Source organism: Streptomyces sp. NPDC055632, from assembly GCF_053618675.1.
In genome coordinates, this window is record NZ_JBSHHY010000035.1 from 1 (window position 1) to 26,477 (window position 26,477).

Here is a 26,477-nt window from a genome sequence, read left to right on the forward strand (position 1 = left end):
CGGCCAGGTCGGCGCGGGAAGCGGCCCCCGGGCCGCGCTGCCCGCCCGCGACGGCGCCCCGCTCGCCGGCGGCCCGCAGGGCGCGCCGCAGTCCCGCACCCCGCAGCCGCAGAACGCGCAGCAGGAGCAGACCGGCCGGCTGCCGCAGGTCCCCCAGAACCCGCAGGCGCCCCAGGCCCCCGAGGCCCCGCGCCCGGGCGGTGGCGGCCTCATCGGCGGCGCCGCGAGCGCCATCCCCTCCCGTACGGACGTGTGGGGCAGCCAGGGCGCCCCGCAGGCCGGTCCCGGCGCGCAGCAGCAGGCGCCGCAGGGCGGGTACGACTTCCCGCGTGCCGAGCTGCCGGGCGGGAACCCGCAGCAGCAGCGTCCGCAGGCCGCGAGCTGGGGCAACGAGCAGGCGCAGCAGCAGCCGGTGCGCCGTCCGCAGCAGGAGATGTCCCCGCTGGACGCCCCGCGCGGTCACGAGGACCCGGAGACGACGGGCCGGTTCGCGGCCCCGCAGGCTCCCGGTGCCACCGGCCAGTTCCCGGGCCCCGACTTCGGCGCCCCGCAGCAGGGCCGGCAGCAGCAGGCTCCGCAGCAGCCGCAGCAGCCCCAGATCCCGCAGGGCTACCAGGGCGGTGCGCAGGACCCGGCGTCCACGGCGCAGTTCCCGCGCCCGGACTTCGGCGCTCCGCAGCAGGGCCCCGGTGCCACCGGCCAGTTCGCCCGCCCCGACTTCGGCGCCCCGCAGCAGGGCCGGCAGCAGCAGGCTCCGCAGCAGCCCCAGCAGCCCCAGCCCCCGCAGGGCTACCAGGGCGGCCAGCAGCAGCAGTTCGGCCGGCAGCAGCCCTTCGCGCCGCAGCCGCAGGCCCCGCAGCCCCCGGCGCCGCGCCAGCGGACCGGCGGGAACGACTTCGGCGCCCCGCGTCCGGCCGAGCCGGGCCGCCAGCAGCCGCAGCAGCCCCAGCAGCCGCAGCTCCAGCAGCCGCGCCGTCCGGAGGCCCTGCCGCCGGCGAGCGGCGCGGGCGACGGCCGCACGCCGCTGTACGACACGCTGGAGACCAACTGGTTCCACCAGGAACAGGCCCAGCAGGCCCAGGCCCAGGACCCGGCGCAGACGGGGCAGGCCCCGGTCGTGCCGCGCGCGTCCGCCCCGGCCCCCCGCCAGGGCGGCGACCAGGGTGCCGACGGCCGCCAGAACGGCGGGGCCGCCTGGCGGACCTCGCCCAACGACGAGCTGGTGCGCCAGGCCGAGCGGGTCCGCAAGCCCGCGGCCGGCGGCGTCACCACCTCCGGCCTCCCCCGGCGCGTGCCGAAGGCCAACCTCGTACCCGGGACCGCGCAGGAGCAGGCCAACACGGCCGGCCCCCAGGTCTCGCGTGCACCCGACGACGTCCGCGGCCGGCTCACCAATCTGCGCCGCGGCATTCAGCAGGGCCGTCAGGCAGGTAACTCGACCACGGGTAATCACCACCTCGGTCCGAACCATCAGCAGGAGCGTTAGTTGAACGCGATGAGCCAGGCGGCGCAGAATCTGAACTGGTTGATCACCAACTTCGTGGACAACACCCCCGGGGTGTCCCACACGGTGGTGGTCTCCGCCGACGGACTCCTGCTGGCGATGTCCGAAGGATTTCCCCGCGACCGCGCCGACCAGCTGGCGGCGGTCGCATCCGGACTGACCTCGCTGACCGCGGGCGCGTCCCGGATCTTCGAGGGTGGTCCGGTCGCGCAGACCGTCGTGGAGATGGAGCGCGGCTTCCTCTTCCTCATGCAGGTCTCGGACGGCTCCTCGCTGGCCGTGCTCGCCCACCCCGAGTGCGACATCGGCCTCGTGGGCTACGAGATGACGCTGCTGGTCGACCGGGCCGGCAGCGTGCTCACCCCGGACCTCCGCGCGGAGCTCCAGGGCAGCCTGCTCCACTAGCGACGGGATCCCCACCCGGACCTCCCGACGACCCCGCACCGAATGACCGACAGGGCGGTACGCCCCTCCGTACCGCCCTGGAAACCGTTCACCGTCCGGCCGCCCCACCCGGCCCCCCACCGGCCCCATCAGACGGCAGAAGTCTTGCTGTCACGCCCGGAGGATTCATGACCCCGCCCCCCGCCTCTCACGATCCGTACGGCGCCTCAGTCGACGAGTACGGGCACGAGGGCGACCAGCCGCTGGTGCGTCCGTACGCGATGACCGGCGGCCGGACCCGGCCGCGCTACCAGCTCGCCATCGAGGCGCTGGTCAGCACCACGGCCGACCCGGCGCACCTCGCCACGCTGCTCCCCGAGCACCAGCGGATCTGCCACCTGTGCCGCGAGGTCAAGTCGGTGGCCGAGGTGTCGGCCCTCCTGTCGATGCCGCTCGGCGTCGCCAGGATCCTCGTCGCCGACCTGGCGGAGGCCGGCATGGTGGCGATCCACCAGCCGGGCAACGGAGAGACCGGCGGCACGCCGGACGTGACTCTGCTCGAAAGGGTGCTCAGTGGACTTCGCAAGCTCTAGCGGCGGTGCGGCCCGGTCGACCACCAGCGCGAAGATCGTGGTGGCGGGTGGCTTCGGCGTGGGCAAGACCACGTTCGTCGGCGCGGTCTCGGAGATCAATCCGCTGCGTACCGAGGCCGTGATGACGTCCGCCTCGGCGGGCATCGACGACCTCACGCACACGGGTGGCAAGACGACGACGACCGTGGCCATGGACTTCGGCCGCATCACGCTCGACCAGGACCTGATCCTGTACCTGTTCGGCACGCCGGGCCAGGACCGCTTCTGGTTCATGTGGGACGACCTGGTGCGGGGCGCCATCGGCGCCGTCGTCCTCGTGGACACCCGCCGCCTCGCGGACTGTTTCCCGGCGGTGGACTACTTCGAGAACTCGGGCCTGCCGTTCGTCATCGCCCTCAACGGCTTCGACGGCAACCAGCCCTATCAGCCGGAGGAGGTGCGTGAGGCCCTGCAGATCGGTCCCGACACCCCCATCATCACCACCGACGCCCGCCACCGCGCCGACGCCAAGAGCGCGCTCATCACCCTCGTCGAGCACGCCCTCATGGCCCGGCTCAAGTAGGAGGACGGGCCGGGCCGTTGTCCCGCGCCGCCGCCGGGGGCGGTCTGTGTCGTTCGACACGACCGCCCCGGTGTTCATAACGTTTCGACAGAGAATTGGGGCGCCTCGGACACCCGACGCATCCGATCGGTGTCACTGCGCTCACATGAGCCCCGCTTTTTGGCGGGGCTCGCTCTTTATGCCCGTTTTATTCGCGGTCCGGACCACTGAAAGTAGCGGTGTCCCAGTGTTTGGAAGGGACCCCCTTCACGTGCTGCAATTCATGAACTCCCGAGTAGTACGGCCCTGAACGAAACACCGGCACAACGTAGGTGCCGACGCCGAGAGGTTGTTGGTCGAGTGAGGCGAAGCAAGGAAAGCTCCGCGGAGCAGGAGACGCGGGGCAACTTCACGCCGCCGTCGCGCACGGCGGTGTCGCCCGCGGACGTGCCCGTGACCCCTCCGCCGCCCGTCCAGGCGGCCGAGGGGAGCTCCAGCAAGCTGTCGCCCCGCAACTGGCGGGTGCCCACCCGGCTGAACGCGATCCTCCTCATACCCGCGCTCGTCGGCCTCGTCATGGGCGGCTTCCAGGTCAAGGGGTCGATCGACACCTGGCAGGAGGCGCAGGACGCCGAGAAGACGGCGCTCATCGTGCGCGCCGCCTCGGAGTACAGCACCGCGCTGCTCAACGAGCGGGACCTCACCGCCGCCCCGCTCCTGGTCGTCAAGAACGACGAGGACCGCAAGGCCGACGAGGTCGTCCGGGCCTACGCCGCGACCGACGCCGCCCGTCTGAAGTTCGACGAGGCCGTCAAGAACATGCCCTCGGGCCAGGGCCTGGAGCGCCGGCTGCGCCTGTTCAAGGACGAGGAGCCGAAGCTCGCGGCGCTCCGCAAGGACGCGTACGCCCGCTCCTACGACCCGGTGAACACCCAGCTCGCGTACACGGGCGTCCAGCACTACCTGAGCGAGTTCTCCAACGAGCTCGGCCTGGGCACCGGCAACGTCACCGCGTACGGCCGCAGCGTCTACGCCATTCAGCTCGCCAAGGGCGCCGAGTCCCTCCAGCGGTCCATCGGCACCCAGCTGCTCGTCCGGCCCAGCAGCAAAGAGGACGTCTTCGCCCAGCAGTCCGTGGCGTTCAACTCGTACAACTACCTGGAGCAGATCGCCCTCGGCGAGTTCAGCTCCGGCGGCATGCCCGAGGACGTCGAACTCCTCAAGAAGGTCATGGCCGGCAAGGCCGCCGAGGGCGCCAAGCAGATGCAGGCCGCCGACGTCGAGCTGCCCAAGGGCAAGGACGGCTCCGTCTACTCCGGCGTGGCCGCCGCGATCGGCACGGCCAAGACTCCCGAGGGCATCAGGGCCCTGAAGGCCAGGGGCATCACCTCCGAGAGCTGGATGGCGATCGCCACCGCCAAGTTCGAGGGCTACAGCGAGGTCGAGAAGACCCTCGTCGACAAGGCCGTGAACGAGGCCGTCAAGATCTCCGACGACGCCAAGTCCGACGCCTGGCTGAACGGCGCCATCGTCGTCGTCGCGCTGCTCGCCGCCTTCGTCTTCGCCGGCATGATGGCCCGGCAGATGAGCCGCTCGATGCTGACCCTGCGGACCGCCGCCTTCGGCATCGCCGAGCAGCGCCTGCCGATGCTGGTCGACCAGCTCTCCCGCACCGAGCCGGGCCGGGTCGACACCCGCGTCCAGCCGATCCCGATCGACTCCCAGGACGAGATCGGCGAGGTCGCCCGCGCGTTCGACCAGGTCCACCGCGAGGCCGTCCGGCTCGCCGCCGAGCAGGCCATGCTCCGGGGCAACGTCAACGCGATCTTCACCAACCTCTCGCGCCGCAACCAGTCGCTGATCGAGGGCCAGCTGACCCTCATCACCGACCTGGAGAACAACGAGGCCGACCCGGACCAGCTGGAGAACCTCTTCAAGCTGGACCACCTGGCGACCCGCATGCGCCGCAACGGCGAGAACCTCCTCGTCCTCGCCGGCGAGGAGCCCGGCCGCCGCTGGGACCAGCCGGTCCCGCTGGTCGACGTCATGCGCGCCGCCTCCTCCGAGGTGGAGCAGTACGAGCGCATCGAGCTGGCGGGCGTCCCGGAGGCCGAGATCCACGGCCAGGCCGTGACCGACCTCGTGCACCTGCTCGCCGAGCTCCTGGAGAACGCCACCACGTTCTCCTCCCCGCAGACCAAGGTCCGCGTCACCGCGACCCGTCTCCCCGACGGCCGCGTGATGGTCGAGATCCACGACAAGGGCATCGGCCTCACCGCCGAGGACTTCGCGGACATCAACCACAAGCTGGCCAACCCGCCGACCGTGGACGCCGCCGTCTCGCAGCGCATGGGCCTCTTCGTGGTCGGCCGGCTCGCCGACCGGCACGGCATCCGGGTCCAGCTCCGCCCCTCGGGCGAGCAGGCCGGGACGACCTCGCTCGTCATGCTGCCGGACGCGATCACGCACGGCGGTGGCGGCGAGCAGCCGATCCAGGGCGACTTCACCGTCTCCCAGATCATCCCCGAGCAGCAGCAGCCGCAGCAGCCGCAGAACGCCTTCGGGAGCGCCCCGGCGCAGCCGATGCTGACCGCGGCCGACCTCGGCTTCGACGACTCGCGCTACGAGCAGCAGCCGGACGGGGAGCAGCAGAGCCTCGACCCGGTCGACCGCTCGCTGCGGCGCGAGGGGCGCCGCGCCGCCCTGGAGGACCGGGCGCAGAACGGCGACCGCCCGCTCTTCCGCGACGAGGCGGAGCAGCGGCAGGAGTACGGCCAGGAGGCCGCCCGGGGCCAGGAGTACGCCCAGGGGCAGCAGGGCCAGGAGTACGCGGCGGAGGAGTACGCCCCCGCGCAGGAGTACGGGCAGCACCCGCAGCAGGCCCAGGAGTACGGCCAGGAGTACGCGGCCGGCTACCCGCAGCAGGACGGCTACGCCGGGGGCTACGGGGGGCAGCAGCAGGGCTACGAGGCCTACCCGCAGCAGGGCTATGCGGAAGCCTCGTACGACACTCCCGTAACCGAACACCAGCAGTACGACAATGCGTTCGATCCCCAGTCCCACCAGGCACAGTGGCCGGATCAGAACGCCTACCAGGGCGGTTACGCGCAGGAGTACCGCGCGGAACCGGAATCTGCTCAGGCCGCTCCCGAACAGGCCGCCGACCGCGTAGGCTTCGACCGTCCGGGTCCGACTCCGAATCCCGCCCCGGACGCCGGCCACGCGCTGACCGACGCCGGACTGCCGCGCCGCGGCAGCGTCGCTCCGCCGACGCAGCGGACGCCGCAGCCGGCCGGGCCCGCGCAGCCGGAACAGCAGCAGAGCGAAGCCGACGGCACCGAAGAATGGCGCTCGACCAACGACGAGCGCTGGCAGCGGGCCGGAAAGCTCAAGGACCCGAAGGCGGGCGGGGTCACCTCGTCCGGTCTCCCCCGACGCGTCCCGAAGGCCAACCTGGTCGAGGGAACGGCTGAGCAGACCCCGCAGGGCGGCCCCCAGGTCTCCCGCGCACCCGAGGACGTACGGGGCAGGTTGAGCAACCTGCGCCGGGGCGTTCAGCAGGGACGCAACGCGGGAACGGACACGAACGGATCGGGCCTCGGCCCGGGCAGTACCTACAACCAGGAGCGTTAGTGTGAGCATGAGCCAGGCGGCGCAGAATCTGAACTGGTTGATCACCAACTTCGTGGACAACACCCCCGGGGTGTCCCACACGGTGGTGGTCTCCGCCGACGGACTCCTGCTGGCGATGTCCGAGGGCTTCCCCCGGGACCGCGCCGACCAGCTGGCGGCCGTCGCCTCCGGACTGACCTCGCTGACCGCGGGCGCGTCCCGGATCTTCGAGGGCGGTGCGGTCAACCAGACCGTGGTGGAGATGGAGCGCGGCTTCCTCTTCATCATGTCGATCTCGGACGGCTCCTCGCTGGCCGTGCTCGCCCACCCCGAGGCGGACATCGGTCTCGTGGGCTACGAGATGGCCCTGCTCGTGGACCGCGCGGGCACCGTCCTGACCCCCGACCTCCGGGCGGAACTCCAGGGCAGTCTTCTTAACTAACAGTTCTCAACCAACAGACGGACAGTGCGTTTCGCGCCACCGCCCCGTAAGGTGCGGTGGCGCGGCTCCAAGGGACATGGACCGCGAGGCAGTCGGAGGAGGAAACGTGGGAACACCCCCGGGCGGGAGCCCTTACAACGGTTATGACGCGCACCAGGCACCGCTGGGCGACACCGCGCAGAACCGGTTCAACTTTCCCTCCGCACCGAGCGGGCAGGGCGCGTCGCAGCCCTATCGGCAGCCGCACGCCCCGGCGGCGCCCGCCGGACCGTCCGCCTCGCGCGGCCCGTCCGCCTCGGGCGGTTCGGGCGGGCACAACCCGCTGGTGCGTCCGTACGCGATGACCGGCGGCCGGACCAGGCCGCGTTACCAGCTCGCCATCGAGGCGTTGGTCAGTACGACGGCCGATCCGTCCCGGCTGCAGGGGCAGTTGCCCGAGCACCAGCGGATCTGCCGGCTCTGCTTCGAGATCAAGTCGGTCGCCGAGATCTCGGCACTTCTCTCCATCCCCCTCGGCGTCGCCCGAATCCTCGTCGCCGACCTGGCCGAGGCCGGACTCGTCGCCATCCACCAGCCCGGCGGCGACGAGGCCGCCGGCGGTCAGCCAGACGTGACACTGCTCGAAAGGGTGCTCAGTGGACTTCGCAAGCTCTAGCGGCGGCGCGGCCCGTTCAACCACCAGCGCGAAGATCGTGGTGGCGGGTGGCTTCGGCGTGGGCAAGACCACGTTCGTCGGCGCGGTCTCGGAGATCAATCCGCTGCGTACCGAAGCCGTCATGACGTCCGCCTCGGCGGGCATCGACGACCTCACCCACACCGGCGACAAGACGACGACGACCGTCGCCATGGACTTCGGCCGCATCACCCTCGACCAGGACCTGATCCTGTACCTGTTCGGCACCCCCGGACAGGACCGCTTCTGGTTCATGTGGGACGACCTCGTCCGCGGCGCCATCGGCGCCGTCGTCCTCGTCGACACCCGCCGGCTCGCCGACTGCTTCCCCGCCGTCGACTACTTCGAGAACTCGGGCCTGCCGTTCGTCATCGCCCTCAACGGCTTCGACGGCAACCAGCCCTACCAGCCCGAGGAAGTCCGCGAGGCCCTCCAGATCGGCCCCGACACCCCCATCATCACCACCGACGCCCGCCACCGCGCCGACGCCAAGAGCGCGCTCATCACCCTCGTCGAGCACGCCCTCATGGCCCGGCTGCGGTAGCTGTCCCCCGGCGTTCCGTTCTCCCCCGCTCGTCCCGAAGGCCGCGCTCCCCGGAAGGGGGGCGCGGCCTTCGGCGTGCGTACGGGCCCTCCGGCGGCGTACGGGCGCACGAAGGGCCGGAACCCGGTCTCCACCGGGTTCCGGCCCTTCTGGGTGCTTCTGGTGCTCCGTGCCGGCTAGCGCCAGCTGTGCGGGGCGCGGAAGCCGTGCTCGCGCTCCAGACGGCGCCAGCCGGCCGCGCTGCGGCCCCGGTGGGCGCCGGCGGTGTCGGCGGACGGCTGGGCGGCGGCGCGGGCGAGGAGGACCGCGGTGATGGCGGCGAGCTCCTCGGGGTCGGCGTGACCCTTCTCGACGCGCAGGAGATTGGCGGGAGTGCTCATGGGAAGGGGGCTCCTCTTACTGCGGCGGGTTGCCGTGCTTGCGGGAGGGCAGGTCGGCGTGCTTGGTGCGGAGCATGGCCAGGGACCGGATGAGGGTCTGGCGGGTGTCGGCGGGGTCGATGACGTCGTCGACCAGGCCGCGCTCCGCGGCGTAGTAGGGGTGCATCAGTTCGGCCTTGTACTCCTTGACCATGCGGATGCGCATGGCCTCGGGGTCCTCGGCCTCGGCGATCTGCTTGCGGAAGATCACGTTGGCGGCGCCTTCGGCGCCCATGACGGCGATCTCGTTGGTGGGCCAGGCGTACGTCAGGTCGGCGCCGATGGACTGGGAGTCCATCACGATGTACGCGCCGCCGTACGCCTTGCGCAGGATCAGACTGATCCGGGGCACGGTCGCGTTGCAGTAGGCGTAGAGCAGCTTGGCGCCGTGCCGGATGATCCCACCGTGCTCCTGGTCGACCCCGGGAAGGAAGCCGGGGACGTCCAGAAGGGTGATGATCGGGATGTTGAAGGCGTCGCACATCTGCACGAACCGGGCCGCCTTCTCGGAGGCCTCGATGTCCAGGACGCCGGCCAGGGTCTGCGGCTGGTTGGCGACGATGCCGACGACCTGGCCGTCCAGGCGGGCGAGGGCGCAGATGATGTTGCGGGCCCAGCGCTCGTGGATCTCCAGGTAGTCGCCGTCGTCGACGAGCTCCTCGATGACCTGGTGCATGTCGTAGGGGCGGTTGCCGTCGGCCGGGACCAGGTCGAGCAGCACGTCGGAGCGGCGGTCGGCCGGGTCCTCGGAGGGAACGGCCGGCGGGTTCTCGCGGTTGTTCTGCGGGAGCATCGACAGGAGGTAGCGGACCTCCGCGATGCAGGTCTCCTCGTCGTCGTACGCGAAGTGCGCCACGCCGCTGGTCTCGGCGTGCACGTCCGCGCCGCCCAGGCCGTTCTGGGTGATCTCCTCGCCGGTGACCGCCTTGACGACGTCCGGGCCGGTGATGAACATCTGCGAGGTCTCGCGGACCATGAAGACGAAGTCGGTCAGGGCCGGGCTGTAGGCCGCGCCGCCGGCGCACGGGCCGAGCATCACGCTGATCTGCGGGATCACCCCGCTCGCGCGGGTGTTGCGCTGGAAGATGCCGCCGTAGCCGGCGAGCGCGGAGACGCCCTCCTGGATGCGGGCGCCGGCGCCGTCGTTGAGGGAGACCAGCGGGGCACCGGCCGCGATGGCCATGTCCATGATCTTGTGGATCTTGGTGGCGTGGGCCTCGCCCAGCGCGCCGCCGAAGATCCGGAAGTCGTGCGCGTAGACGAAGACCGTACGGCCCTCGACCGTGCCCCAGCCGGTGATGACACCGTCGGTGTACGGCTTCTTCGCCTCCAGGCCGAAACCCTGCGCGCGGTGCCGGCGCAGCTGCTCGACCTCGTTGAAGGAACCCGCGTCGAGCAGCAGCTCGATGCGCTCACGGGCGGTCAGCTTGCCCTTCGCGTGCTGCGCCTGGGTCGCCCGCTCGCCCGGGCCGCTCAGGGCCCGCTCGCGCAGGACGTGCAACTCGGCCACCCGGCCACGGGCGTCGGCGGGCTCGCTCGGGATCTGGTCCACAACGGTCATGTACCGACCCTACGAAGTCGGACAAGAAAAACTTGCCGTCGACTCCGTACAGTCTCGCGTGTCGATTCCTGGCGGGGGCGGACAGAACCGTGTCCCGTACGTCCCGAGTCAACAGCCGGACACCCCTCGTGTTTGTAGGGGTTCGACATAGACCTCGGTGAAGGTCACGCGTCCGCGGGCGGCACCCAGCGTACCGGGGTGCCGCCCGCGTTCTTCACTTCCCTACAACGCCTTCCCCTTCAGGAAGGCGCTGTACGGGCTCAGCCGCCGCAGTGGAAGCGGGCGCCGCCCCAGTCCGCGTGGTCGTTGCCGTTGCCGTCGCCGCCGTCGTCGACCACCAGGTCGACGTAGGCCGCGCCGGTGACGTCGGCGGTGAGGGACCAGGCCGGGTCCACGGCCTTGAGGACCGGGGACTTCGCCTTCTCCGCGCCGTCGGCGAGGACGGTGAACCGGACGCTGCCCCGGCCGGTCTGGGCGTCGTCCACGCCGACCTCGGCGGTGAAGGAGGCGCACCGGCCGCCGAGGTAGTAGCGGACGGTGGCGGGGGCGTGGGTGCCCAGGCCCTTGGCGTACGCCACTCCCCCGATCCTCAGCGGGGAGCCGTCGCCGGCGGCGGTCCCGCCGTTGGAGAGGTCCCGCTCGACGGGTCCCCAGCCGCTGGTCGCCGAGGTCCAGTCGTGGTCGCTCGCCCAGGTGTCGGCGGTGGGCGGCGGGGGCAGGGTGCGGACGGTGGCGGCGGCGGTCAGCCTCCGCTCGCTCCCGCCGACCTCGTAGGCGAGGGAGGCGTTCAGCGGGTACGACCGGTGGGCCGCGTCCACCGGCGGGGTCACCTGCCAGGTGGCGGTGGCCTTCGCGCCCGACGCGACCGTGCCGAGGTCGACGGGCGCGGCCGGTTCGGCGGTCCAGCCCTCGGGCAGGGCGAGGACGGCCCGCGCGCCGGTGGCCTCGGCGGCCTCGTCGTTGCCGAAGGCGACGGTGACCCGGTTCGGACGGCCGGGCTCCAGGGTCTCGGACGCGCCGACGGCGAGGGTGCCGCAGGCGGCGCGCTCGGGGGCCGGGCCGAGGTCGGTCACGGTGAAGCCGTCCAGGACGAAGTCGGCGCCGTCGGGGGCGTCGGCGCGCTTGCGCAGCCCGGTCCAGGTGTCGCCGCAGCCCGCCGTGACGGTCTCGGTGAAGTGCCCGGTGGTCCGCTGCTGTCCGATCGGGGTGCGCCGGGTCTCGACGGCCGCTCCGGTGCCGCTCGTGCGGTCGTAGCCGGTGACCCACTCGTACGCGCCCGCGTGGCTGGACTGGTAGGCGTACTCCACGCGGTACCGGTGGCCGTCCTTCATCGGGACGGTCCAGGGCGCGGTCCGGTAGACGAGGCCGCTGTTCTCGTCGTGCGACTTGAGGGACTCGGCGCCGCCGATGACGTCGTCGACGAGCTTCCCGTTCCAGCCGGCCTGGGTGTAAGGGGCGTGGAGCTGGGCGATGTGGGTGCGCGGGTCGTTCGTACCGCCGGAGTCGCCCTTGAGGAAGGGGCCCCAGCCCTGGTCGACGGCCTCGAAGTCCTCGTACGCCGTGGTCCCGGCCTTGGTGGCCGGGTCGTCGGCGACGATCCGGACGTCGTCGATCCGGACGGCGGCGGCGCTGCCGCCCGCGGCCTCGATCTTCAGGGCGGCGGCGCCGCGCGGCGCGGTGAAGGTGACCTTGGCGCGCTGGAGGCGGGTGCCGTTCCAGTCGGAGGCCGCGATCCGGTTCTGGAGCGGGGAGCGCTCGACGGTGACGGACGCGCCGCCGACGGAGAGCGTGGTGGGGCGGGTCTTCCCGGGCTCGACCTCGATCAGGGCGGAGGCGGTGTACCGCTCGCCGGGGGTGAGGCCGGTGATCCGCTGGCCGACCGAGGCGGCGGCGGTGCCGGTGAGCTTCGCGCTGTTGCGGCCCCGCTCGTCGGTGTCGCGGGCGACGGTGCCGGTCTTCGTCCAGCCGGCGAGCCCCGCGTCGTTGAAGCCGGGGTCCTTCACCGGGGTGCCCCGGCCCCACTGCGGGTCGGCCTGGGCGGGGGCCTTGTCGGGGTGGAGGACGTAGGCCTGTCCGGCGGCGGCCTCCAGAGTGACCTTGCCGCCGATGGGCCGCACGGTGGCGGTCTTCACGCGCCCGTTGTCGGTGAGCTCGTACACGGTGTACGAGCGGGTTCCGGCCGGGACCTGCCACGTGCTCGTGCCGCCGGACTTGTTGTAGTGGTAGAGCTTCTTGCCGCCGTCCCAGGGGAGCAGGTACTTCTCGCCGTCGAGGACCTTGCGGCCGTTCTCGTAGAAGGTGCGGCGGCCGTCCTCGACGGTGCCGCGGACGCCGCCGGTGAAGGTGATGTCGTCGCCGTTCCAGCGGGTGATCGTCTGCCGCTGGAGGTACTTGGCGGGCAGGTTCCGCTGCCAGACGTTGGCGGTGAAGGCGTTCCAGTCGGTCTCGCCGGTCCAGCCCTCGAAGTCGACGAGGGCGGTCTGGCCGAGGACCGGGTGGTCGTTCCAGACGTCCTTCTCGCCGTTGCGGATGAAGCGGATAATCTGGGAGTTGAGGCCCTTGTTGGTGGCGCCGCCGTAGTCGAGGTCGTTGGCCCAGTGGGACCAGAGCGAGGAGCGCTCGAACTTGTCCGCCCACTCGGTGGCGACGTTCCAGCCCTGCGCCTGGACGGCCCGCATCGTCTTGTCGGCGATCCAGCCGTGCGTGTAGTAGACGTCGATGTAGAGCGCGGAGAGGTTGGGGTCGGTCTCGTCGCGGAGCTGCTGGAAGCGGCGGGCGAGGTCGCCGCTGTTGATGTCCCGGCGCTGGTCGATGTAGTAGCTCTGGTTGAGCCAGTTCCAGCCGGGCTTCGTCCTGTCGACGAGGGTCTCGCTGAAGTTCTTGGCCTCGGGGTACGACTCGGTGGCGTTCACGTGGACGCCGAAGCCTGCGTTCCACTTCCTGCCCTCCCTGAGGAGGGTGTTGAGGTCGGCGAGGCCGCCGGCGCGCTTGTTGTAGTTGCCGCCGTAGTCGGGGTGGGCGGAGTCGTGGCCCTCGGAGCCGTACCCCTTGAGCAGCGCGAACTGGCCGAGTCCGTCGGTGGCGAGCGAGATCCGCTTGACGTCGTCGAGGGTGCGCAGGAAGGGATGGGTGGCCTGGGAGGCGAAGTTGAACGGGATGTGGGCGACGACCCGGCCGGGGGTCTGCTCGCTGCCGGGGGCCTTGATCCCGATCGTGCGGAAGGCGATGGCGCCGTCCTGCCAGTCGACGGCGCCGTCGGCGTTGGCGTCGGGGGTGACGACGACCTTCGCCCAGGGCAGGTCGTCGCCGCTCTCGGGCTTCGGGGCGCCCTCGCCGCGGTGGGTCCACTGGCCGGACCAGACGCCGACGCGGGTCTCGGCGCCGTTCTTGCGGGCCTGGTGCCAGAAGCGGGAGCCGTCGCGGGCGGAGGCGCCGGAGGGTTTGTCGTAGCTGGAGTTGGACTCGACGGCGGCGGCGAGGCGGCCGGTGCCGACGATCGCGTAGGTGGCGCCGACGGGGTTCGCGTCGGCCGGGGTGGCGTCGGTGACCCGCGCGAAGACGTCGGCGGTGCGGGTGGAGTCCGGGTCGAGGCGGGTGAAGGCGGTCGAGGCGCCGCCGGTGTCCGAGGAGCCGACGGAGACCAGGTCGTGGCCGGGTATGTCGATCGTCCCGACCCGGAAGTCCCCGGTGTCGCGGACGGCGGTGATCCGGAAGGTGGTGGTCCGGCCCTCGACGCCGAGCCGCGCGTCGATCTCGACGCCGGGCAGGTCGGGGAAGACGAGGGTGTACGCGGCGGAGGCCGGCTTCAGGACGGGGTCGCCCTTGGCCCGGACGGTGCGGGCGGTGCCGTTGAGGACCACCTGGGTGACCGGGGCCGTGCTGCCGAGGATCCGGGCCCCGCTCGCGCGGTCGGTGTACGAGAGGACGCGGGGGAAGTCCCGGGCGACGGCGACGGAGAGCTGCCGGGAGGAGAGGACGGCTTCCGGGGTGGCGGTGTCCGCGGTGGCACCCGTGGCGGTCCCCGTGAGCGGGCTCCGGGCGTCGGCGGGCCCGGCCAGGGCGAACACGGCGGAGGAGGCGACGGCGAGCGCGCAGGCCGCACGGATCCTGCGGCCTCGTGGCGAGTGAGGGAGGGGCATGCGCACCAGTTGGCCCCGGCCCGGCGGCACCGTCAACGAGATCGCGCCGCGCGGGCCCCTCCAGTCCAAGAACCCCCTTCGGTTAGTCCAAGTGGACGGCGAGGGGGGTTCGTGGGCTTTCCTCCGGGTTGCCGGCGGGGTCGGCGGCCGTCGTGGCCGTGGTCGTGGTTGCGGTTGCGGTTGCGGTTGCGGTTGCGGAAGGCCACGTCCCAGGAACATCCTCCACAGATGTTGAATGTTGAACGGAATAGGGCTACAGTCGTTCTCGTTGAAGGTTCAACCAATCCCGAGCAAGGAGCAGTCATGGGTCTCTTCGGCCGCAAGAACACCGAGTCCGCCACCGCCGTCGCCACCCTCCCGGTGGACCCGGCCCTGGCCGCCCTGACCGGCGACTACACCATCGACCCCGCCCACAGCAGCATCGGCTTCACCGTCCGCCACGCCATGGTCACCAACGTCCGCGGCGGCTTCGCCGAGCACGAGGGCACGCTGAAGCTGGACGGGACGGACCCCGGCGCCTCCACCGCCTCGATCGACGTGAGGATCGCCTCCGTCGACACCGGCATCGCCGACCGCGACGCCCACCTGCGCGGCGGCGACTTCTTCGACGCCGAGCAGTTCCCGCTGATGTCCTTCCGCTCCACCCGGGCCGAGCAGCTCGGCGGCGACAAGTACCGGATCACCGGCGACCTGACCATCAAGGACGTCACCCGCCCGCTCTCCATCGACCTGGAGTTCAACGGCACCGCGACGGACGTCTACGGCAACGAGCGCGTCGGCTTCGAGGGCTCCGCCGAGATCCTGCGCTCCGAGTGGGGCCTGACCTGGAACGCGGCCCTGGAGACCGGTGGCGTCATGGTCAGCGACAAGGTCAAGCTGACCTTCGACATCTCCGCGATCAAGAACGCCGCCTGATCCCTTCCCGGCCGTACGGCCCCCACGAGCGCGCCCGCTCGTCCGCCTCCCCCCGGCGGACGGCGGGCCCTCGGCGTTTCCGGGCCCGGGCCCGGGTCGGGGTCGGGGATCGGGTCGGGGTCCGGGCCCGGGTCGGGAATCCGCGGGCGTCAGGCCGTCTTCGCCGCCGCCTCCACCACCGCCGGGACCAGCCGGTCGTTCTCCGGCGCGCCCGGACCCGCCATGAAGGCGAAGCGGCGGCGGGCGTAGCTGTAGGCGAGGCCGGCGGCCGGGTCGGCGAAGGCCTGGGAGCCGGGGGCGCCGCTGTGGCCGACGGCTCCGGCGCCCAGCGACGGATAGCGGGTGGCGAGCGGGACGAAGCCGAGGCCGAAGGCGTTCCGCGAGCCCGTGACGAGGTCGGTGCCCTCGGAGTGGATCCGGGCGAACTCGGCGAGGGTGCCGGGGGCGAGGAGCGGGGGACGGCCGTCCAGCTCGCCCGCGATCGCCGCGTACATCCGGGACAGGCCCCGGGCCGAGCCGACGCCGCCGCCGGAGAGCGGCGCCCGGGCGTGCACGGCACGGCTGTTGCCGTACTCGACCATGTCCAGCGGCGGATCGGCGCGGAGACCGAAGGCGACGGCCGCCAGGCTGTCGGGCGCGATGGGGTTCGCGGCGAGGAACGCCTTCTCCTCGGCGGTGGGGACCAGGGGCAGGGCCGGGCGGAAGCGGGGTTCGAGCTCCTCGGGCAGGCCCAGGTAGTAGTCGAGGGCGTACGGGGCGCGGACCCGCTCCTCGAACAGCTCCTGGATCGTCCGGCCGGTGGCCCGCAGGACCACCTCGCCGACCAGGGCGCCGATGACGAGGCCGTGGTAGCCGTGGCCGGTGCCCGGCTCCCAGTAGGGGCGGCCGCCCGCGAGGCGGGCGGCGGTCCTGCGGTCGTCGGCCAGCTCCTCCAGGGAGAGGCCCTCGTCCGTGCCGATCACGCCGGAGCGGTGGGAGAGGAGCTGGCGCAGGGTGGTCTCCCCCTTGCCCCCGGCGGCGAACTCGGGCCACCAGGAGGCGACCGTGCGGTCGAGGTCCAGGACGCCGTCCTGCACGAGGAGGGCGGCGACCAGGGCCATGGCGCCCTTGGAGGACGAGTAGAGGGCGAGCAGGGAGTCCCCGTCGACGCCGTCACCGCCCCAGAGGTCGACGACGAGGCGGCCCCGGTGGTGGACGGCGAGCTGCGCGCCGCCGTCCCGCGCCTCGTTCGCGGCGATCTCCGCGAACACCTCCCGCACGGGCTCGAAACCGGGCTCCACCGTGCCGTGGACATGGACGTCGTTCATCGCGTCTCCTCACCCTGCGCGCCGCCGCCGCGGCGGTGTCCGTGGGTCGTACCGGTCGTCTTCGACGACGTTAACGGCCCCCACTGACAACGGAGTCGGGGAAGCGGGGGCCGGACCCGAACCCGCAGGTCGGAGGCGTTGTCAGTGGGGGCCGTTAGCGTCGGCGGCATGGAATTCCGTATCGACAGCGCCGTGTTGACCGATGCCGTGGCCTGGGCCGCGCGCGTCCTGCCGGCCCGCTCCCCGATGCCCGTCCTCGGGGGCCTGCTCCTGGAGGCGACGGGGGACGGGCTGCGCGTCTCGGGGCTCGACCACGAGGCCTCGGCGCAGATCGAGGTGGAGGCCGGGACGGTCGTGGCGGGCCGGGCGCTGGTCCTGGGCCGGCGGCTGCTCGACATCTGCAAGGTGCTGCCCCGGGGCCGCGCCGAGCTCGCCGTGGAGGGCGCCCGCCTCTCGGTGACCTCGGGCGACGCCCGGTTCGGCCTCTCGCTGCTGCCGCTCGACGACCACCCGGCGCCACCGCCGCTGCCCGAGGTGCTCGGTCTGGTCGACGGGGACGCCTTCGCGGCGGCGGTCGGCCAGGTGGCGGTGGCGGCGGGCCGGGACGACTCGCTGCCCGTCCTCACCGGGATACGGCTCTCCCTGGACGGGACGGTCATGACCCTGGCCGCCACCGACCGCTACCGGTACGCGGTCCGCACCCTGGAGTGGAAGCCCGGGGCCGACGCGGACGCGGCGGACGCCGACGTGGTCGTCCCGGCCCGGCGCCTCACCGAGATCGCCCGCTCCCTCGCCGGCGCGGGTCCGGCCCGGCTCGCGCTCGACTCCGGCTCCCTGGGCTTCGAGAGCGGCGGCATGCGCACCACCACCCGGCTGCTCGACGGCCGGCTCCCCCGCCACGACAAGCTCTTCGACCTCGGCGCGCACGCCCTCGCGGTCACCGACCGGGTGCCGCTGACCGAGGCCGTGAAGCGGGTCGCGGTCGTCGCGGAGGGCGACAGCCCGGTCCGGCTGGCCTTCTCCGCCGAGGGCCTGCACCTGCGGGCGGGGTACGAGGACGACGTGGCGTCCCAGCGGCTGCCGGCCTCCTTCACCGGGGCGGACTCCCTGGCGGTCGCCTTCAATCCCGGCTACCTCCTGGACGCCCTGGCGTCCCTGGACAGCCCGGAGGTCCGCTTCCACCTCCTGGGTCCCGGCCAGCGGGCCCTGCTCACCGACGGCCCGGACCCGGCCCACCGCCATCTGCTGATGTCGGTGAAGCCGCTGGTCTGAGACCGGGGCCCGGGATCCGGGGCCGGGGCCCCGGGGGCGCGTCCTAGAAGCCGCCTCCGCCGTCGAAGCCGCCGCCCCCGCCGAAGTCCCCGCCGCCGAAGCCGCCCCCGCCGTCGAAGCCGCCGGAGTCGCCGGACCCGAAGTCCCCGGAGGAGAAGTCGCCGCCCTGGAAGTCGCCGCCGCCGTACTCGGAGGCGTAGGCCGGGGTGGAGAGCACGGAGCCGAGGACGGTGCCCATGAGGAGGCCGGGGAGCAGGCCGCCGCCGAAGTAGCCGCCGGCCCAGGGGCCGTAGGCGGGCCCCGCCTCCCAGTAGGGGCGGCGGCCGGAGTCGGTGTCGACCGTGCGGGCGAGGGGGTCGAGGCCGTCGTCCAGGCGGGCCGCGTCGGCGGCGCAGACCGGGACCTCGCGGGCGGTCCCGCCGGCCGGGGTCCAGCGGCGGTCCTCGGTGGAGGGGCCGTGGCGCGGGTCGAAGAAGCAGGGGGCGCGCCGCTCGGGCAGCGGGCGGCGCTCGCGGCGGGCGGCCAGGACGGCGAGGGAGAAGCGGCCGTCCTCCAGGGCCTCCGTCACCCCGCGCACGTCGTGCGGGCGGGCGGCGGAGCCCATGAGGGACTTGGCCCGGTCGTAGGCGTCGAGGGCGTGTTCGTAATCGCCGCGCATGGTGTCGTCGGCGCCGGCCTCGGCGGGGTGGAAGTCGAGGCGTTCGAGCTCCTCGCCGAAGGCGGTGATGTCCTCGTCGACGACGACCCGGAGCTTGTCCAGGGCGGCCCGCTCCTCGGCCTCCTTGCGGAGCCGGTTGCGGCGGACGACGGCGTAGGCGCCCGCGCCGCCCGCGACGACGACGCCGCCGAGGACGGCGAGTCCGGCGACCGGGGCCCCGGAGTCGGATCCGGCGGAGCCCCAGGAGTTCGGGGCGGAGCCGCGCAGGGCGGGCAGGGCCTGGTCCACGAAGGCGTTCAGCTCGGTGGCCGCGTCGGCGCCCGGCGTGCGGACGGAGGCGGCGAGGTTTTGGACGGCCGCCGGGGACATCACGGAGGGGTCGACCCCGGCGTCGAACCGGTCGCCGAGGCGTACGGCGTACAGACCGGTGGCGCCGGTCTGGGCCCGCAGGTTGTCGAGGAGCCCCTGCGGCGGGAACTGGGCGTTCGCGGGCAGCACGGCCACGAAGAGGGGCTTGTCCGCGTCCTCGATCTTCCGCGCGAGGGCGTCCGCGTCGGCCTTCGACAGCTGGTCGGCGGCGCCGGGGTCGACGTAGACCGGGCCCTGCCTCAGGGCGGCGGCCGCGTCGGACACGCCCGTGGCCCTGGCACCCGCGGTGGGCACCAGGACCAGGAGCAGCAGCAGTATCAACCCGCCGAGAGCCGCGAGGCGGGCCAGGGGGTGTCCGGAAAGTGCCGTCTGACCGGCGGTGCCGACACGCACTCCCCCGTAGTCCTTCGGACACGGGGGCGCCCCCAGCCGCGTTGTCGTCGGTCGCCGTGGCACGCCATGACTCCCTCCTCCGCCTTGCGATCGCACGCACCGGGCACCGCCGGCCCTGCCCTGGCGGGCAGACGACGCTACTTTCCGGACACCCCCTGGCGGCCTGGTCCTCATATGTCGACGCTACCCGAACGGCGTCGAACAGAACATAAAAGACCAAAGGCGACTATTCGGCGGGGTCGACTCCCGCCCGCAGCAGGCCGTAGGTGAAGGCGTCCTCCAGGGCCTGCCAGGAGGCGGCGATGACGTTCTCGCCGACGCCGACCGTGGACCACTCGCCGTGGCCGTCGCTGGTGGTGACCAGGACCCGGGTGGTGGACTCGGTGCCGTGGCGGCCCTCCAGGATGCGGACCTTGTAGTCGGTCAGCTCGAACTTGGCGAGCTGCGGGTAGATCCGCTCCAGGCCGACCCGGATCGCCCGGTCGAGGGCGTTGACCGGGCCGTTGCCCTCGGCGGTGGCGACGATCCGCTCGCCCTTGGCCCAGAGCTTGACGGTGGCCTCGTTGGCGTGGGTGCCGTCGGGGCGGTCCTCGACGATCGCCCGCCAGGACTCCGTGCGGAAGTAGCGGCGGGCCCGGCCCTCGGCCTCCTCGCGCAGGAGCAGCTCGAAGGAGGCGTCGGCGGCCTCGTACGTGTAGCCCCGGAGCTCGCGCTCCTTGACCCGCTCGACGACCCGGGAGACCAGTGCCCGGTCGCCGCCCAGGTCGACGCCGAGCTCCTTGCCCTTGAGCTCGATGGAGGCGCGGCCGGCCATGTCGGAGACCAGCATCCGCATGGTGTTGCCGACCCGCTCGGGGTCGATGTGCTGGTAGAGGTCGGGGTCGACCTTGATCGCGGAGGCGTGCAGTCCGGCCTTGTGGGCGAAGGCGGAGACGCCCACGTACGGCTGGTGGGTGGAGGGCGTGAGGTTGACGACCTCGGCGATGGCGTGCGAGATCCGGGTCATCTCGGCGAGGGCGCCCTCGGGCAGCACCCGCTGGTCGTACTTGAGCTCCAGGGCCGCGACGACGGGGAAGAGGTTGGCGTTGCCGACCCGCTCGCCGTAGCCGTTGGCGGTGCACTGGACGTGGGTGGCGCCCGCGTCGACGGCGGCGAGGGTGTTGGCGACGGCGCAGCCGGTGTCGTCCTGGGCGTGGATGCCGAGCCGGGCGCCGGTGTCGGCGATGACGGTGGCGACGACGGCCTGGATCTGGGCGGGGAGCATGCCGCCGTTGGTGTCGCAGAGGACGACGACGTCGGCGCCGGCCTCGTGGGCGGCGCGGACGACGGCCTTGGCGTAGTCCGGGTTGGCCTTGTAGCCGTCGAAGAAGTGCTCGCAGTCGACGAAGACGCGACGGCCCTGCTCGCGCAGGTGGGAGACGGTGTCGCGGACCATCTCCAGGTTCTCTTCGAGGGTGGTGCGCAGGGCCAGTTCGACGTGCCGGTCGTGCGACTTGGCGACCAGGGTGACGACCGGGGCGCCGGAGTCGAGGAGGGCCTTGACCTGCGGGTCCTCGGCGGCGGTGCCGCCGGCCCTGCGGGTGGCGCCGAAGGCGACGAGCCGCGCGTTCTTGAACGCGATCTCCTGGCGGGCGCGGGCGAAGAACTCCGTGTCGCGGGGGTTGGCGCCGGGCCAGCCGCCCTCGATGAAGCCGACGCCGAAGTCGTCGAGGTGCCGGGCGATGGTCAGCTTGTCCGCGACGGTGAGGTTGATGCCCTCGCGCTGCGCCCCGTCGCGCAGCGTCGTGTCGAAGACGTGGAAACTGTCGTCGAGGGGTGAGGCCTCGGCGTTCTCCGTGGTCATGGCTGTCATGGCTCCTGTCGGATGTGGCTCCGGAAGGTCTGGCTCCACTTGCCCCCATTCTCGCGCCGCGTCCGTCTCCGGCGTGGGTGAGGCCGGAAAACGAAAAAACCCCTCGCGGGTGCGAGAGGTCTGCGCGCGGGTCTGGGGCACGGTGTCCGCCTGCGTGGGGGTCGTTCCACGTCTCAGCGGTCACTGCGGACCGGCGCGCCGCTGCCGATAATCATCGTGGTAGCAGGCACGCCGGAAGTCTGGCACAGGTGACCGCCCCGTGGGGCGGGGGTCTCACGATACGGGCAGGCTGTCCGGTTTCCGTCCGGCGCCGGTCTCCGCGCCGGCGCCCTTCCCCACCCGGCCGAGGTCGATGTCGCGGGTCTCGCGCATCGTGAGGTAGACGACCAGGGAGACGGCCGCGCAGCCGGCGACGTACCAGGAGAAGCCCGACTCGATGCCCGCGTCCTTGAACCAGAGGGCCACGTACTCGGCGGTGCCGCCGAAGAGGGCGTTGGCGACGGCGTACGGCAGGGCGACGCCGAGGGCGCGGACGCCGGTCGGGAAGAGCTCGGCCTTCACGCAGGCGTTGATGGAGGTGTAGCCGGTGACGACGAGGAGCGCGAGGAGGGAGAGGCCGAGGGCCGGCCAGAAGGAGCCCGCGTGCTTGAGCATCGCCATGATCGGCACGGTGAGGAGGGTGGAGCCGACCGCGAAGGTGATGAGCAGGGGGCGGCGCCCGATCCGGTCGGAGAGCCGTCCGGCGAGCGGCTGGAGGCAGGCGAAGACGATCAGGGCGCAGAAGGAGACCAGGGTGGCGGTCTGCTTGGGGAGCCCGGCGGAGTTGGAGAGGTACTTGGTGAGGTAGGTGGTGTACGTGTAGTACGCCACGGTCCCGCCCATGGTGAGCGCGACGACGAGGAAGGCCTCGCGGCGGTGCGCCCAGAGGGCCTTGAGGGTGCCCTGCTGTCCCTGCTCGACGCCGTCGCCCGCGGACTCCTCGTAGACCTCGGTCTCCAGCATGGTGCGGCGCAGGTAGAAGACGACGGCCGCGCCGAGGGCGCCGACGACGAAGGGGACGCGCCAGCCCCAGGAGTGCAGGGCCGCGTCGGACAGGGTCTGCTGGAGGACCAGGAGCAGGCCGAGGCCGAGGACCTGGCCGGCGGTCATCGACACGTACTGGAAGCTGGAGGCGAAGCCCCGGTGCTCGGGTGCGGAGGCCTCGGTGAGGTAGGTGGCGCTGGCCGCGTACTCGCCGCCGACGGAGAGGCCCTGGAGGAGGCGGGCGACCAGGAGGACGGCGGCGCCGCCGTATCCGGCGACGGCGTAGGTGGGGGCGACGGCGATCAGGACGGCGGAGGCGGACATCAGGGTGACGGTGAGGGTGAGCGCCGCCTTGCGGCCCTTGCGGTCGCCGACGCGGCCGAGGAGCCAGCCGCCGACCGGGCGCATGAAGAAGCCGACGGCGAAGATGCCGGCGGTGTTCATGAGTTTGGCGGTGTCGTTGCCCTCGGGGAAGAACGCCCCCGCGAAGTAGGTGGCGAAGCTCGCGTACACGAACCAGTCGAACCACTCGACCATGTTGCCGGCGGAGCCGACCCAGATCTTCTTCCAGTGCTCTCGTCCCATGGGCAGGAACCGTGCCGGAGCACCGGCCCGGCCAACAAGGGTGCAGCGGGCAACGATCCTGTGTACTTGCGTGCGTTACGGTCGCGCGATCAGCTCCTGCTCGACGAACTCCCGTACGTGTTCGAGGACTTGGCCCCTGCCCGTGCCCGGAATGCCGACGGCGACGTGCACGCTGAAGCCGTCGAGCAGGGCGCGCGTCCGGGTGGCGAAGCGGTCCGGGTCGACCGGCCGGAACTCGCCGCGCGAGACCCCTTCGGCCAGGATCGCGACCAGGTCCCGGTGCCAGGCCCCCTCGATGGCGGCCTGGCGCGCGCGGGCGTCGTCGTCGGCGTTCTGCGAGCGGTTCCAGACCTCCAGCCAGAGCGTCCAGTGCGGGTCGCGCGGCCCTTCGGGCACGTACACGTCCACGTATCCGTCGAGCCGTTCGCGGGCGCTGCCGGGCCGGGAGAGCAGGGCGCCGCGCCGGGCCCCGAGCCGTCCCTCGCTCCACTCCAGGGTCTGGAGCAGCAGTTCGTCCTTGGTGCGGAAGTAGTACAGCAGGTGCCCGCTGCTCATCCCGACCTGCCGCCCGAGCCCGGCCATGGTGAGCCCGTCGAGCCCGCGCTCGGCGATGGTCCCCATGGCGGCGGCGAGCACCTCCTCGCGGGGCGGTGCGGCCTGGTTGCGGCGACGGGGGTGGGACGGGGGGCTGCTGCTCTGACTCACTCGTACGTTCTACCCGATGACGGGTCCGGGAGGTCCGGCCGTCAGACCTTCGGCTGCTGCTGGGTGATGCAGTGGATGCCGCCGCCGGCCGCGAAGATCGTGCGCGCGTCGACCAGGACGACCTCGCGGTCGGGGAAGAGGCGGCGGAAGATCTCGGCGGCGAGTTCGTCGTGGGGGTCGTCGAAGGCGCAGAGGATCACGGCGCCGTCGCAGAGGTAGTGGTTGATGTACGAGTAGTCGACCCAGTCGCCCTCCTCGTCCTTGAGGACGGTGGGGGCCGGGACCTCGATGACCTCCAGGGGGCGGCCCTGGGCGTCGGTGGCGGCGCGCAGGATGCCCGCGTGCATCCGGGAGCGCTCGTAGTCGGGGTGGGCCGGGTCCTGCTGGCTGTGGACGAGGACCGTGCCGGGGCGGGCGAAGGCGGCGACGATGTCGACGTGGCCCTGGGTGCCGTACATCCCGTAGTCGGCGGTGAGGCCGTGCGGGAGCCAGATCGCCTTCGTGGTCCCGAGCCTGGCGTGGATCTCGGTCTCGACCTGCTCGCGGGTCCACTCCGGGTTGCGGCCGGAGCCGAGCTGGACGGTGTCGGTGAGGAGGACGGTGCCCTCGCCGTCGACGTGGATCGCGCCGCCCTCGTTGACGAGCGGGGAGGAGAGCACGGGGACGCCGGCCGTGTCCGCGACGTGGCGGGCGATCTTGGAGTCGTGCTCCCAGCGGGCCCAGTCCTGGGCGCCCCAGCCGTTGAACACCCAGTCCACGGCGGCCAGTTCGGTGCCGTTCGTGACGAAGGTCGGGCCGATGTCCCGCATCCAGGCGTCGTCGAGGTCGCGCTCGACCAGCTCGACGTCCTCGCCGAGGAGCGCGCGGGCGCCCTCCGCGTCGCCGGGGGCGACGACCATCGTCACCGGCTCGAAGCGGCGGACGGCGCGGGCCACCGAGGCCCAGGCGGCGCGGGCGGCGGCCAGCTCCTCGTCGTCGGTGAAGGTGGGGTTGGGGCTGGGCCAGGCCATCCAGGTGCGCTCGTGGGGCGTCCATTCGGCGGGCATGCGGTACGTCATGGTCAGCGGGTCCTAGAGGAAGTAGGGGCGGTCGAGGGGGACGAGGCCGGTCCGGTCGTCGGCGCGGCGGCGCCGTGGGCGCCGGACCGCGTTCCGGGGGCGAGCCGGTCCACAGGTGCCGGTGGCGGTGTTCGGATCGCCCACGACCCCGTACGCGGGGCCGTGGGCGATCGCCGGGCCGACGGCCGGCCCGGCCGTGGCGAAGGTCCGGCGTACGGTCTCGCCGGACCTTCCCGTCCCCCGCGTGCCGGAGGAGGTGATCCCGGTCGCGCCGAGGCCGTGCGGGACGTCCTGCGGGCCCATCGCTCCGGCCCGGAGCCGATCGCGTTCCGCGGGGGTCAGTCGCACGTCCCGAACACCTCCCGTTTGAGCGCCACTCTAAATGCCGAGACGCGTGGTTCCAAGCATTGACGCGAGGTACGGGCACAGGTCACATTGAGCGTCACTCTAAAAGTCGTCCACCAGCTTCCCTCGCCCCCTCTCAGCTCCCCGGGAGACCCCATGCCGATAGAACAGCGCGGAGTCGACACCGTCCCCGAGGCCGAACGCACCAGCGGCCCCCGCGACCTCGTCTCGATCCTGCTCGGCTCCAACCTCTGCCTGGGGGTGATCGTCTTCGGCTGGCTCCCCGTCTCCTTCGGCCTGGGCCTGTGGGCCTCGGTGACCTCCGTCGTCACCGGCACCCTCGTCGGCGTCGCGGTCACCGCCCCGCTCGCGCTGGTCTCCCTGCGCACCGCGACCAACCTCTCCACCTCCTCCGGCGCCTTCTTCGGCGTCCGCGGCCGGCTCGTCGGCTCGGTGGTGGGGCTGCTGCTCTCGCTCGGCTACACCGCCCTGACCCTCTGGATCGGCGGCGACGTCGTGGTGGGGACCCTCGCCCGGCTGACCGGCCTGCCCACGGGCGGCGCCGCCCACGCCGTCGTCTACGCGCTGCTCGCCGCCTGCACGGTGGTCGCCGCGGTGTACGGCTACCGGCTGCTGCTGCGGCTGAGCAAGGTGCTCGCGGTCGGCATGACCGCGCTCCTCGCCGTCGGCCTGGCCGCGTACGCCGGGGACTTCACGACGGCGGCGGTGCCGGACACCCCGTACCTCCTGGGCTCCTTCTGGCCGACCTGGCTGCTCTCGGCGGTGGCGGCGGGGCTCAGCGGGCCGGTCGCCTTCATCACCCTGCTCGGCGACTACACGCGGTACGTCTCCCCCGAGCGGTACGACGCCGGGACCGTGTGGCGGGCGACCTGTCTGGGCCTGGTCGTGGGCCTGCTCGTCCCGCAGCTCTTCGGCACGTACACGGCGCTCGCGGCCCGCGGGGCGCTCGACTACGCCGGCCCGCTCGTCGCCGCCTCGCCCGGCTGGTACCTGGTGCCGCTGCTCGTCGCGGCCACGGCCGGCACCGTCGGCAACGCCGGTCTGATGCTGTACTCCATGGGGCTCGACCTGGACGCGATCCTGCCCCGGACCACCCGGGCGCGCGCCACCCTCGTGGTCGCGGCGGTGGCCACCGCCTTCGTCTTCCTGGGCCACTTCGCCTCGGACGCGCAGACGACGATGACCTCGTTCGTGCTGCTGCTCACCGCGATCGGCACCCCGTGGGCGGTGATCACCCTGATCGGGCACGCGCGCTGCGGGGGCGTCTACGACCCGGAGGCGCTCCAGGTCTACAACCGGCGCTCGCGCGGCGGGATCTACTGGTACGCGGCGGGCTGGCACCCGCGCGCCACCGCCTCCTGGGCGATCGGCGCGGCGGTCGGCCTGGCCGCGGTGTCGACGCCGCTCTACGAGGGGCCGCTGCTCGCCCTGACGGGCGGGATCGACTGCAGCTTCGTCCTCTCGGGGATCGTGGGCGGCGCGCTGTACGCCGTACTGACGCCGAACGGGGCCCCCGGGACCGTGACGGCCCCGGAGACCCCGGCGCGGGTGGAGCCGTAGCG

19 protein-coding genes and 2 pseudogenes are annotated in these 26,477 nt (G+C 72.6%); 11 read left to right on the top strand and 10 right to left on the bottom strand.

Annotated features, from left to right (window positions below):
• From ACWGSR_RS31095 to ACWGSR_RS31130, 8 genes and pseudogenes are all read left to right on the top strand, one after another.
• Window positions 1-1,486 (top strand): annotated as a pseudogene (locus ACWGSR_RS31095) (histidine kinase); the annotation flags it as partial.
• A 9-nt stretch (window positions 1,487-1,495) separates the two neighbouring features.
• A complete protein-coding gene (locus ACWGSR_RS31100; RefSeq protein WP_053644606.1) occupies window positions 1,496-1,909 on the top strand; it encodes a roadblock/LC7 domain-containing protein in 414 nt (137 codons plus the stop codon).
• A 167-nt stretch (window positions 1,910-2,076) separates the two neighbouring features.
• The gene (locus ACWGSR_RS31105) at window positions 2,077-2,481 is read left to right on the top strand and encodes a DUF742 domain-containing protein (protein WP_017235980.1); all 405 of its coding nucleotides are present in this window, start codon (window positions 2,077-2,079) and stop codon (window positions 2,479-2,481) included.
• Complete coding sequence (locus ACWGSR_RS31110; RefSeq protein ID WP_116158662.1) at window positions 2,462-3,043, top strand: GTP-binding protein; 582 nt, start codon at window positions 2,462-2,464, stop codon at window positions 3,041-3,043. Before ACWGSR_RS31105 ends, ACWGSR_RS31110 begins: the two co-directional genes overlap by 20 nt.
• A gap of 339 nt (window positions 3,044-3,382) precedes the next feature.
• Entirely contained in the window at window positions 3,383-6,655 is a 3,273-nt protein-coding gene (locus ACWGSR_RS31115) for a nitrate- and nitrite sensing domain-containing protein (protein WP_453571467.1), read from the top strand.
• Between the two features lie 7 nt (window positions 6,656-6,662).
• Window positions 6,663-7,076 carry a roadblock/LC7 domain-containing protein gene (locus tag ACWGSR_RS31120; protein WP_026057603.1) on the top strand — a complete coding sequence of 138 codons (414 nt, stop codon included), beginning with the start codon at window positions 6,663-6,665 and terminating at the stop codon, window positions 7,074-7,076.
• Window positions 7,077-7,182: 106 nt separating this feature from the next.
• Window positions 7,183-7,731 carry a DUF742 domain-containing protein gene (locus ACWGSR_RS31125; protein ID WP_078968047.1) on the top strand — a complete coding sequence of 183 codons (549 nt, stop codon included), beginning with the start codon at window positions 7,183-7,185 and terminating at the stop codon, window positions 7,729-7,731.
• Window positions 7,712-8,293 carry a GTP-binding protein gene (locus tag ACWGSR_RS31130; RefSeq protein WP_015036414.1) on the top strand — a complete coding sequence of 194 codons (582 nt, stop codon included), beginning with the start codon at window positions 7,712-7,714 and terminating at the stop codon, window positions 8,291-8,293. Before ACWGSR_RS31125 ends, ACWGSR_RS31130 begins: the two co-directional genes overlap by 20 nt.
• Before the next feature lie 176 nt (window positions 8,294-8,469).
• On the opposite strand, the gene ACWGSR_RS31135 is transcribed toward ACWGSR_RS31130, so the two are convergent.
• The 3 genes from ACWGSR_RS31135 to ACWGSR_RS31145 all read right to left on the bottom strand — a co-directional run bounded on the left by ACWGSR_RS31135 (window position 8,470) and on the right by ACWGSR_RS31145 (window position 14,412).
• Window positions 8,470-8,673 carry an acyl-CoA carboxylase subunit epsilon gene (locus tag ACWGSR_RS31135; protein WP_161374056.1) on the bottom strand — a complete coding sequence of 68 codons (204 nt, stop codon included), beginning with the start codon at window positions 8,671-8,673 and terminating at the stop codon, window positions 8,470-8,472.
• A gap of 16 nt (window positions 8,674-8,689) precedes the next feature.
• On the bottom strand, window positions 8,690-10,273 hold the full coding sequence (locus ACWGSR_RS31140; protein WP_453571472.1) for an acyl-CoA carboxylase subunit beta: 1,584 nt from the start codon (window positions 10,271-10,273) through the stop codon (window positions 8,690-8,692).
• Window positions 10,274-10,533: 260 nt separating this feature from the next.
• Complete coding sequence (locus tag ACWGSR_RS31145) at window positions 10,534-14,412, bottom strand: endo-alpha-N-acetylgalactosaminidase family protein (protein WP_453571475.1); 3,879 nt, start codon at window positions 14,410-14,412, stop codon at window positions 10,534-10,536.
• 303 nt (window positions 14,413-14,715) lie between these two features.
• Here ACWGSR_RS31145 and ACWGSR_RS31150 point away from each other — a divergent pair, with 303 nt between their 5' ends.
• A complete protein-coding gene (locus ACWGSR_RS31150) occupies window positions 14,716-15,327 on the top strand; it encodes a YceI family protein (protein ID WP_366372185.1) in 612 nt (203 codons plus the stop codon).
• A 149-nt stretch (window positions 15,328-15,476) separates the two neighbouring features.
• Here the strand turns inward: ACWGSR_RS31150 and ACWGSR_RS31155 are convergent, their stop codons facing one another.
• On the bottom strand, window positions 15,477-16,634 hold the full coding sequence (locus ACWGSR_RS31155; protein ID WP_453571478.1) for a serine hydrolase domain-containing protein: 1,158 nt from the start codon (window positions 16,632-16,634) through the stop codon (window positions 15,477-15,479).
• Between the two features lie 168 nt (window positions 16,635-16,802).
• Here ACWGSR_RS31155 and dnaN point away from each other — a divergent pair, with 168 nt between their 5' ends.
• Window positions 16,803-17,906, top strand: a complete 1,104-nt coding sequence (dnaN, locus tag ACWGSR_RS31160; RefSeq protein ID WP_453571481.1) for a DNA polymerase III subunit beta — start codon at window positions 16,803-16,805, stop codon at window positions 17,904-17,906.
• Between the two features lie 43 nt (window positions 17,907-17,949).
• Here the strand turns inward: dnaN and ACWGSR_RS31165 are convergent, their stop codons facing one another.
• The 6 genes and pseudogenes from ACWGSR_RS31165 to ACWGSR_RS31190 form a co-directional block, all read right to left on the bottom strand.
• Complete coding sequence (locus ACWGSR_RS31165; protein ID WP_453571484.1) at window positions 17,950-19,326, bottom strand: hypothetical protein; 1,377 nt, start codon at window positions 19,324-19,326, stop codon at window positions 17,950-17,952.
• Window positions 19,327-19,552: 226 nt separating this feature from the next.
• The gene (gene cimA, locus ACWGSR_RS31170; RefSeq protein WP_376234777.1) at window positions 19,553-21,169 is read right to left on the bottom strand and encodes a citramalate synthase; all 1,617 of its coding nucleotides are present in this window, start codon (window positions 21,167-21,169) and stop codon (window positions 19,553-19,555) included.
• Between the two features lie 282 nt (window positions 21,170-21,451).
• Complete coding sequence (locus tag ACWGSR_RS31175) at window positions 21,452-22,786, bottom strand: MFS transporter (protein WP_453571487.1); 1,335 nt, start codon at window positions 22,784-22,786, stop codon at window positions 21,452-21,454.
• A 75-nt stretch (window positions 22,787-22,861) separates the two neighbouring features.
• Window positions 22,862-23,407, bottom strand: coding sequence for a TetR/AcrR family transcriptional regulator (locus ACWGSR_RS31180; RefSeq protein WP_376234801.1), 546 nt, complete (start codon window positions 23,405-23,407; stop codon window positions 22,862-22,864).
• Window positions 23,408-23,532: 125 nt separating this feature from the next.
• Complete coding sequence (locus ACWGSR_RS31185) at window positions 23,533-24,549, bottom strand: agmatine deiminase family protein (RefSeq protein WP_376234772.1); 1,017 nt, start codon at window positions 24,547-24,549, stop codon at window positions 23,533-23,535.
• 68 nt (window positions 24,550-24,617) lie between these two features.
• Window positions 24,618-24,876: pseudogene (locus tag ACWGSR_RS31190) on the bottom strand (urease subunit alpha); the annotation flags it as partial.
• A gap of 174 nt (window positions 24,877-25,050) precedes the next feature.
• On the opposite strand from ACWGSR_RS31190, the gene ACWGSR_RS31195 reads away from it, so the two are divergent.
• A complete protein-coding gene (locus ACWGSR_RS31195) occupies window positions 25,051-26,475 on the top strand; it encodes a cytosine permease (RefSeq protein WP_453571490.1) in 1,425 nt (474 codons plus the stop codon).
• The last annotated feature ends 2 nt before the right edge of the window (window positions 26,476-26,477 follow it).

What these genes read in the sequence shown, in the direction of transcription:
- ACWGSR_RS31100 (WP_053644606.1), top strand. Translation starts at nt 1,496, where the DNA reads ATGAGCCAGGCGGCGCAGAATCTGAACTGGTTGATCACCAACTTCGTG.
- ACWGSR_RS31105 (WP_017235980.1), top strand. Translation starts at nt 2,077, where the DNA reads ATGACCCCGCCCCCCGCCTCTCACGATCCGTACGGCGCCTCAGTCGAC.
- ACWGSR_RS31120 (WP_026057603.1), top strand. Translation starts at nt 6,663, where the DNA reads ATGAGCCAGGCGGCGCAGAATCTGAACTGGTTGATCACCAACTTCGTG.
- ACWGSR_RS31135 (WP_161374056.1), bottom strand. Translation starts at nt 8,673, where the DNA reads ATGAGCACTCCCGCCAATCTCCTGCGCGTCGAGAAGGGTCACGCCGAC.
- ACWGSR_RS31140 (WP_453571472.1), bottom strand. Translation starts at nt 10,273, where the DNA reads ATGACCGTTGTGGACCAGATCCCGAGCGAGCCCGCCGACGCCCGTGGC.
- ACWGSR_RS31145 (WP_453571475.1), bottom strand. Translation starts at nt 14,412, where the DNA reads ATGCCCCTCCCTCACTCGCCACGAGGCCGCAGGATCCGTGCGGCCTGC.
- ACWGSR_RS31150 (WP_366372185.1), top strand. Translation starts at nt 14,716, where the DNA reads ATGGGTCTCTTCGGCCGCAAGAACACCGAGTCCGCCACCGCCGTCGCC.
- ACWGSR_RS31155 (WP_453571478.1), bottom strand. Translation starts at nt 16,634, where the DNA reads ATGAACGACGTCCATGTCCACGGCACGGTGGAGCCCGGTTTCGAGCCC.
- dnaN (WP_453571481.1), top strand. Translation starts at nt 16,803, where the DNA reads ATGGAATTCCGTATCGACAGCGCCGTGTTGACCGATGCCGTGGCCTGG.
- cimA (WP_376234777.1), bottom strand. Translation starts at nt 21,169, where the DNA reads ATGACCACGGAGAACGCCGAGGCCTCACCCCTCGACGACAGTTTCCAC.
- ACWGSR_RS31175 (WP_453571487.1), bottom strand. Translation starts at nt 22,786, where the DNA reads ATGGGACGAGAGCACTGGAAGAAGATCTGGGTCGGCTCCGCCGGCAAC.
- ACWGSR_RS31180 (WP_376234801.1), bottom strand. Translation starts at nt 23,407, where the DNA reads ATGGGGACCATCGCCGAGCGCGGGCTCGACGGGCTCACCATGGCCGGG.
- ACWGSR_RS31185 (WP_376234772.1), bottom strand. Translation starts at nt 24,549, where the DNA reads ATGACGTACCGCATGCCCGCCGAATGGACGCCCCACGAGCGCACCTGG.
- ACWGSR_RS31195 (WP_453571490.1), top strand. Translation starts at nt 25,051, where the DNA reads ATGCCGATAGAACAGCGCGGAGTCGACACCGTCCCCGAGGCCGAACGC.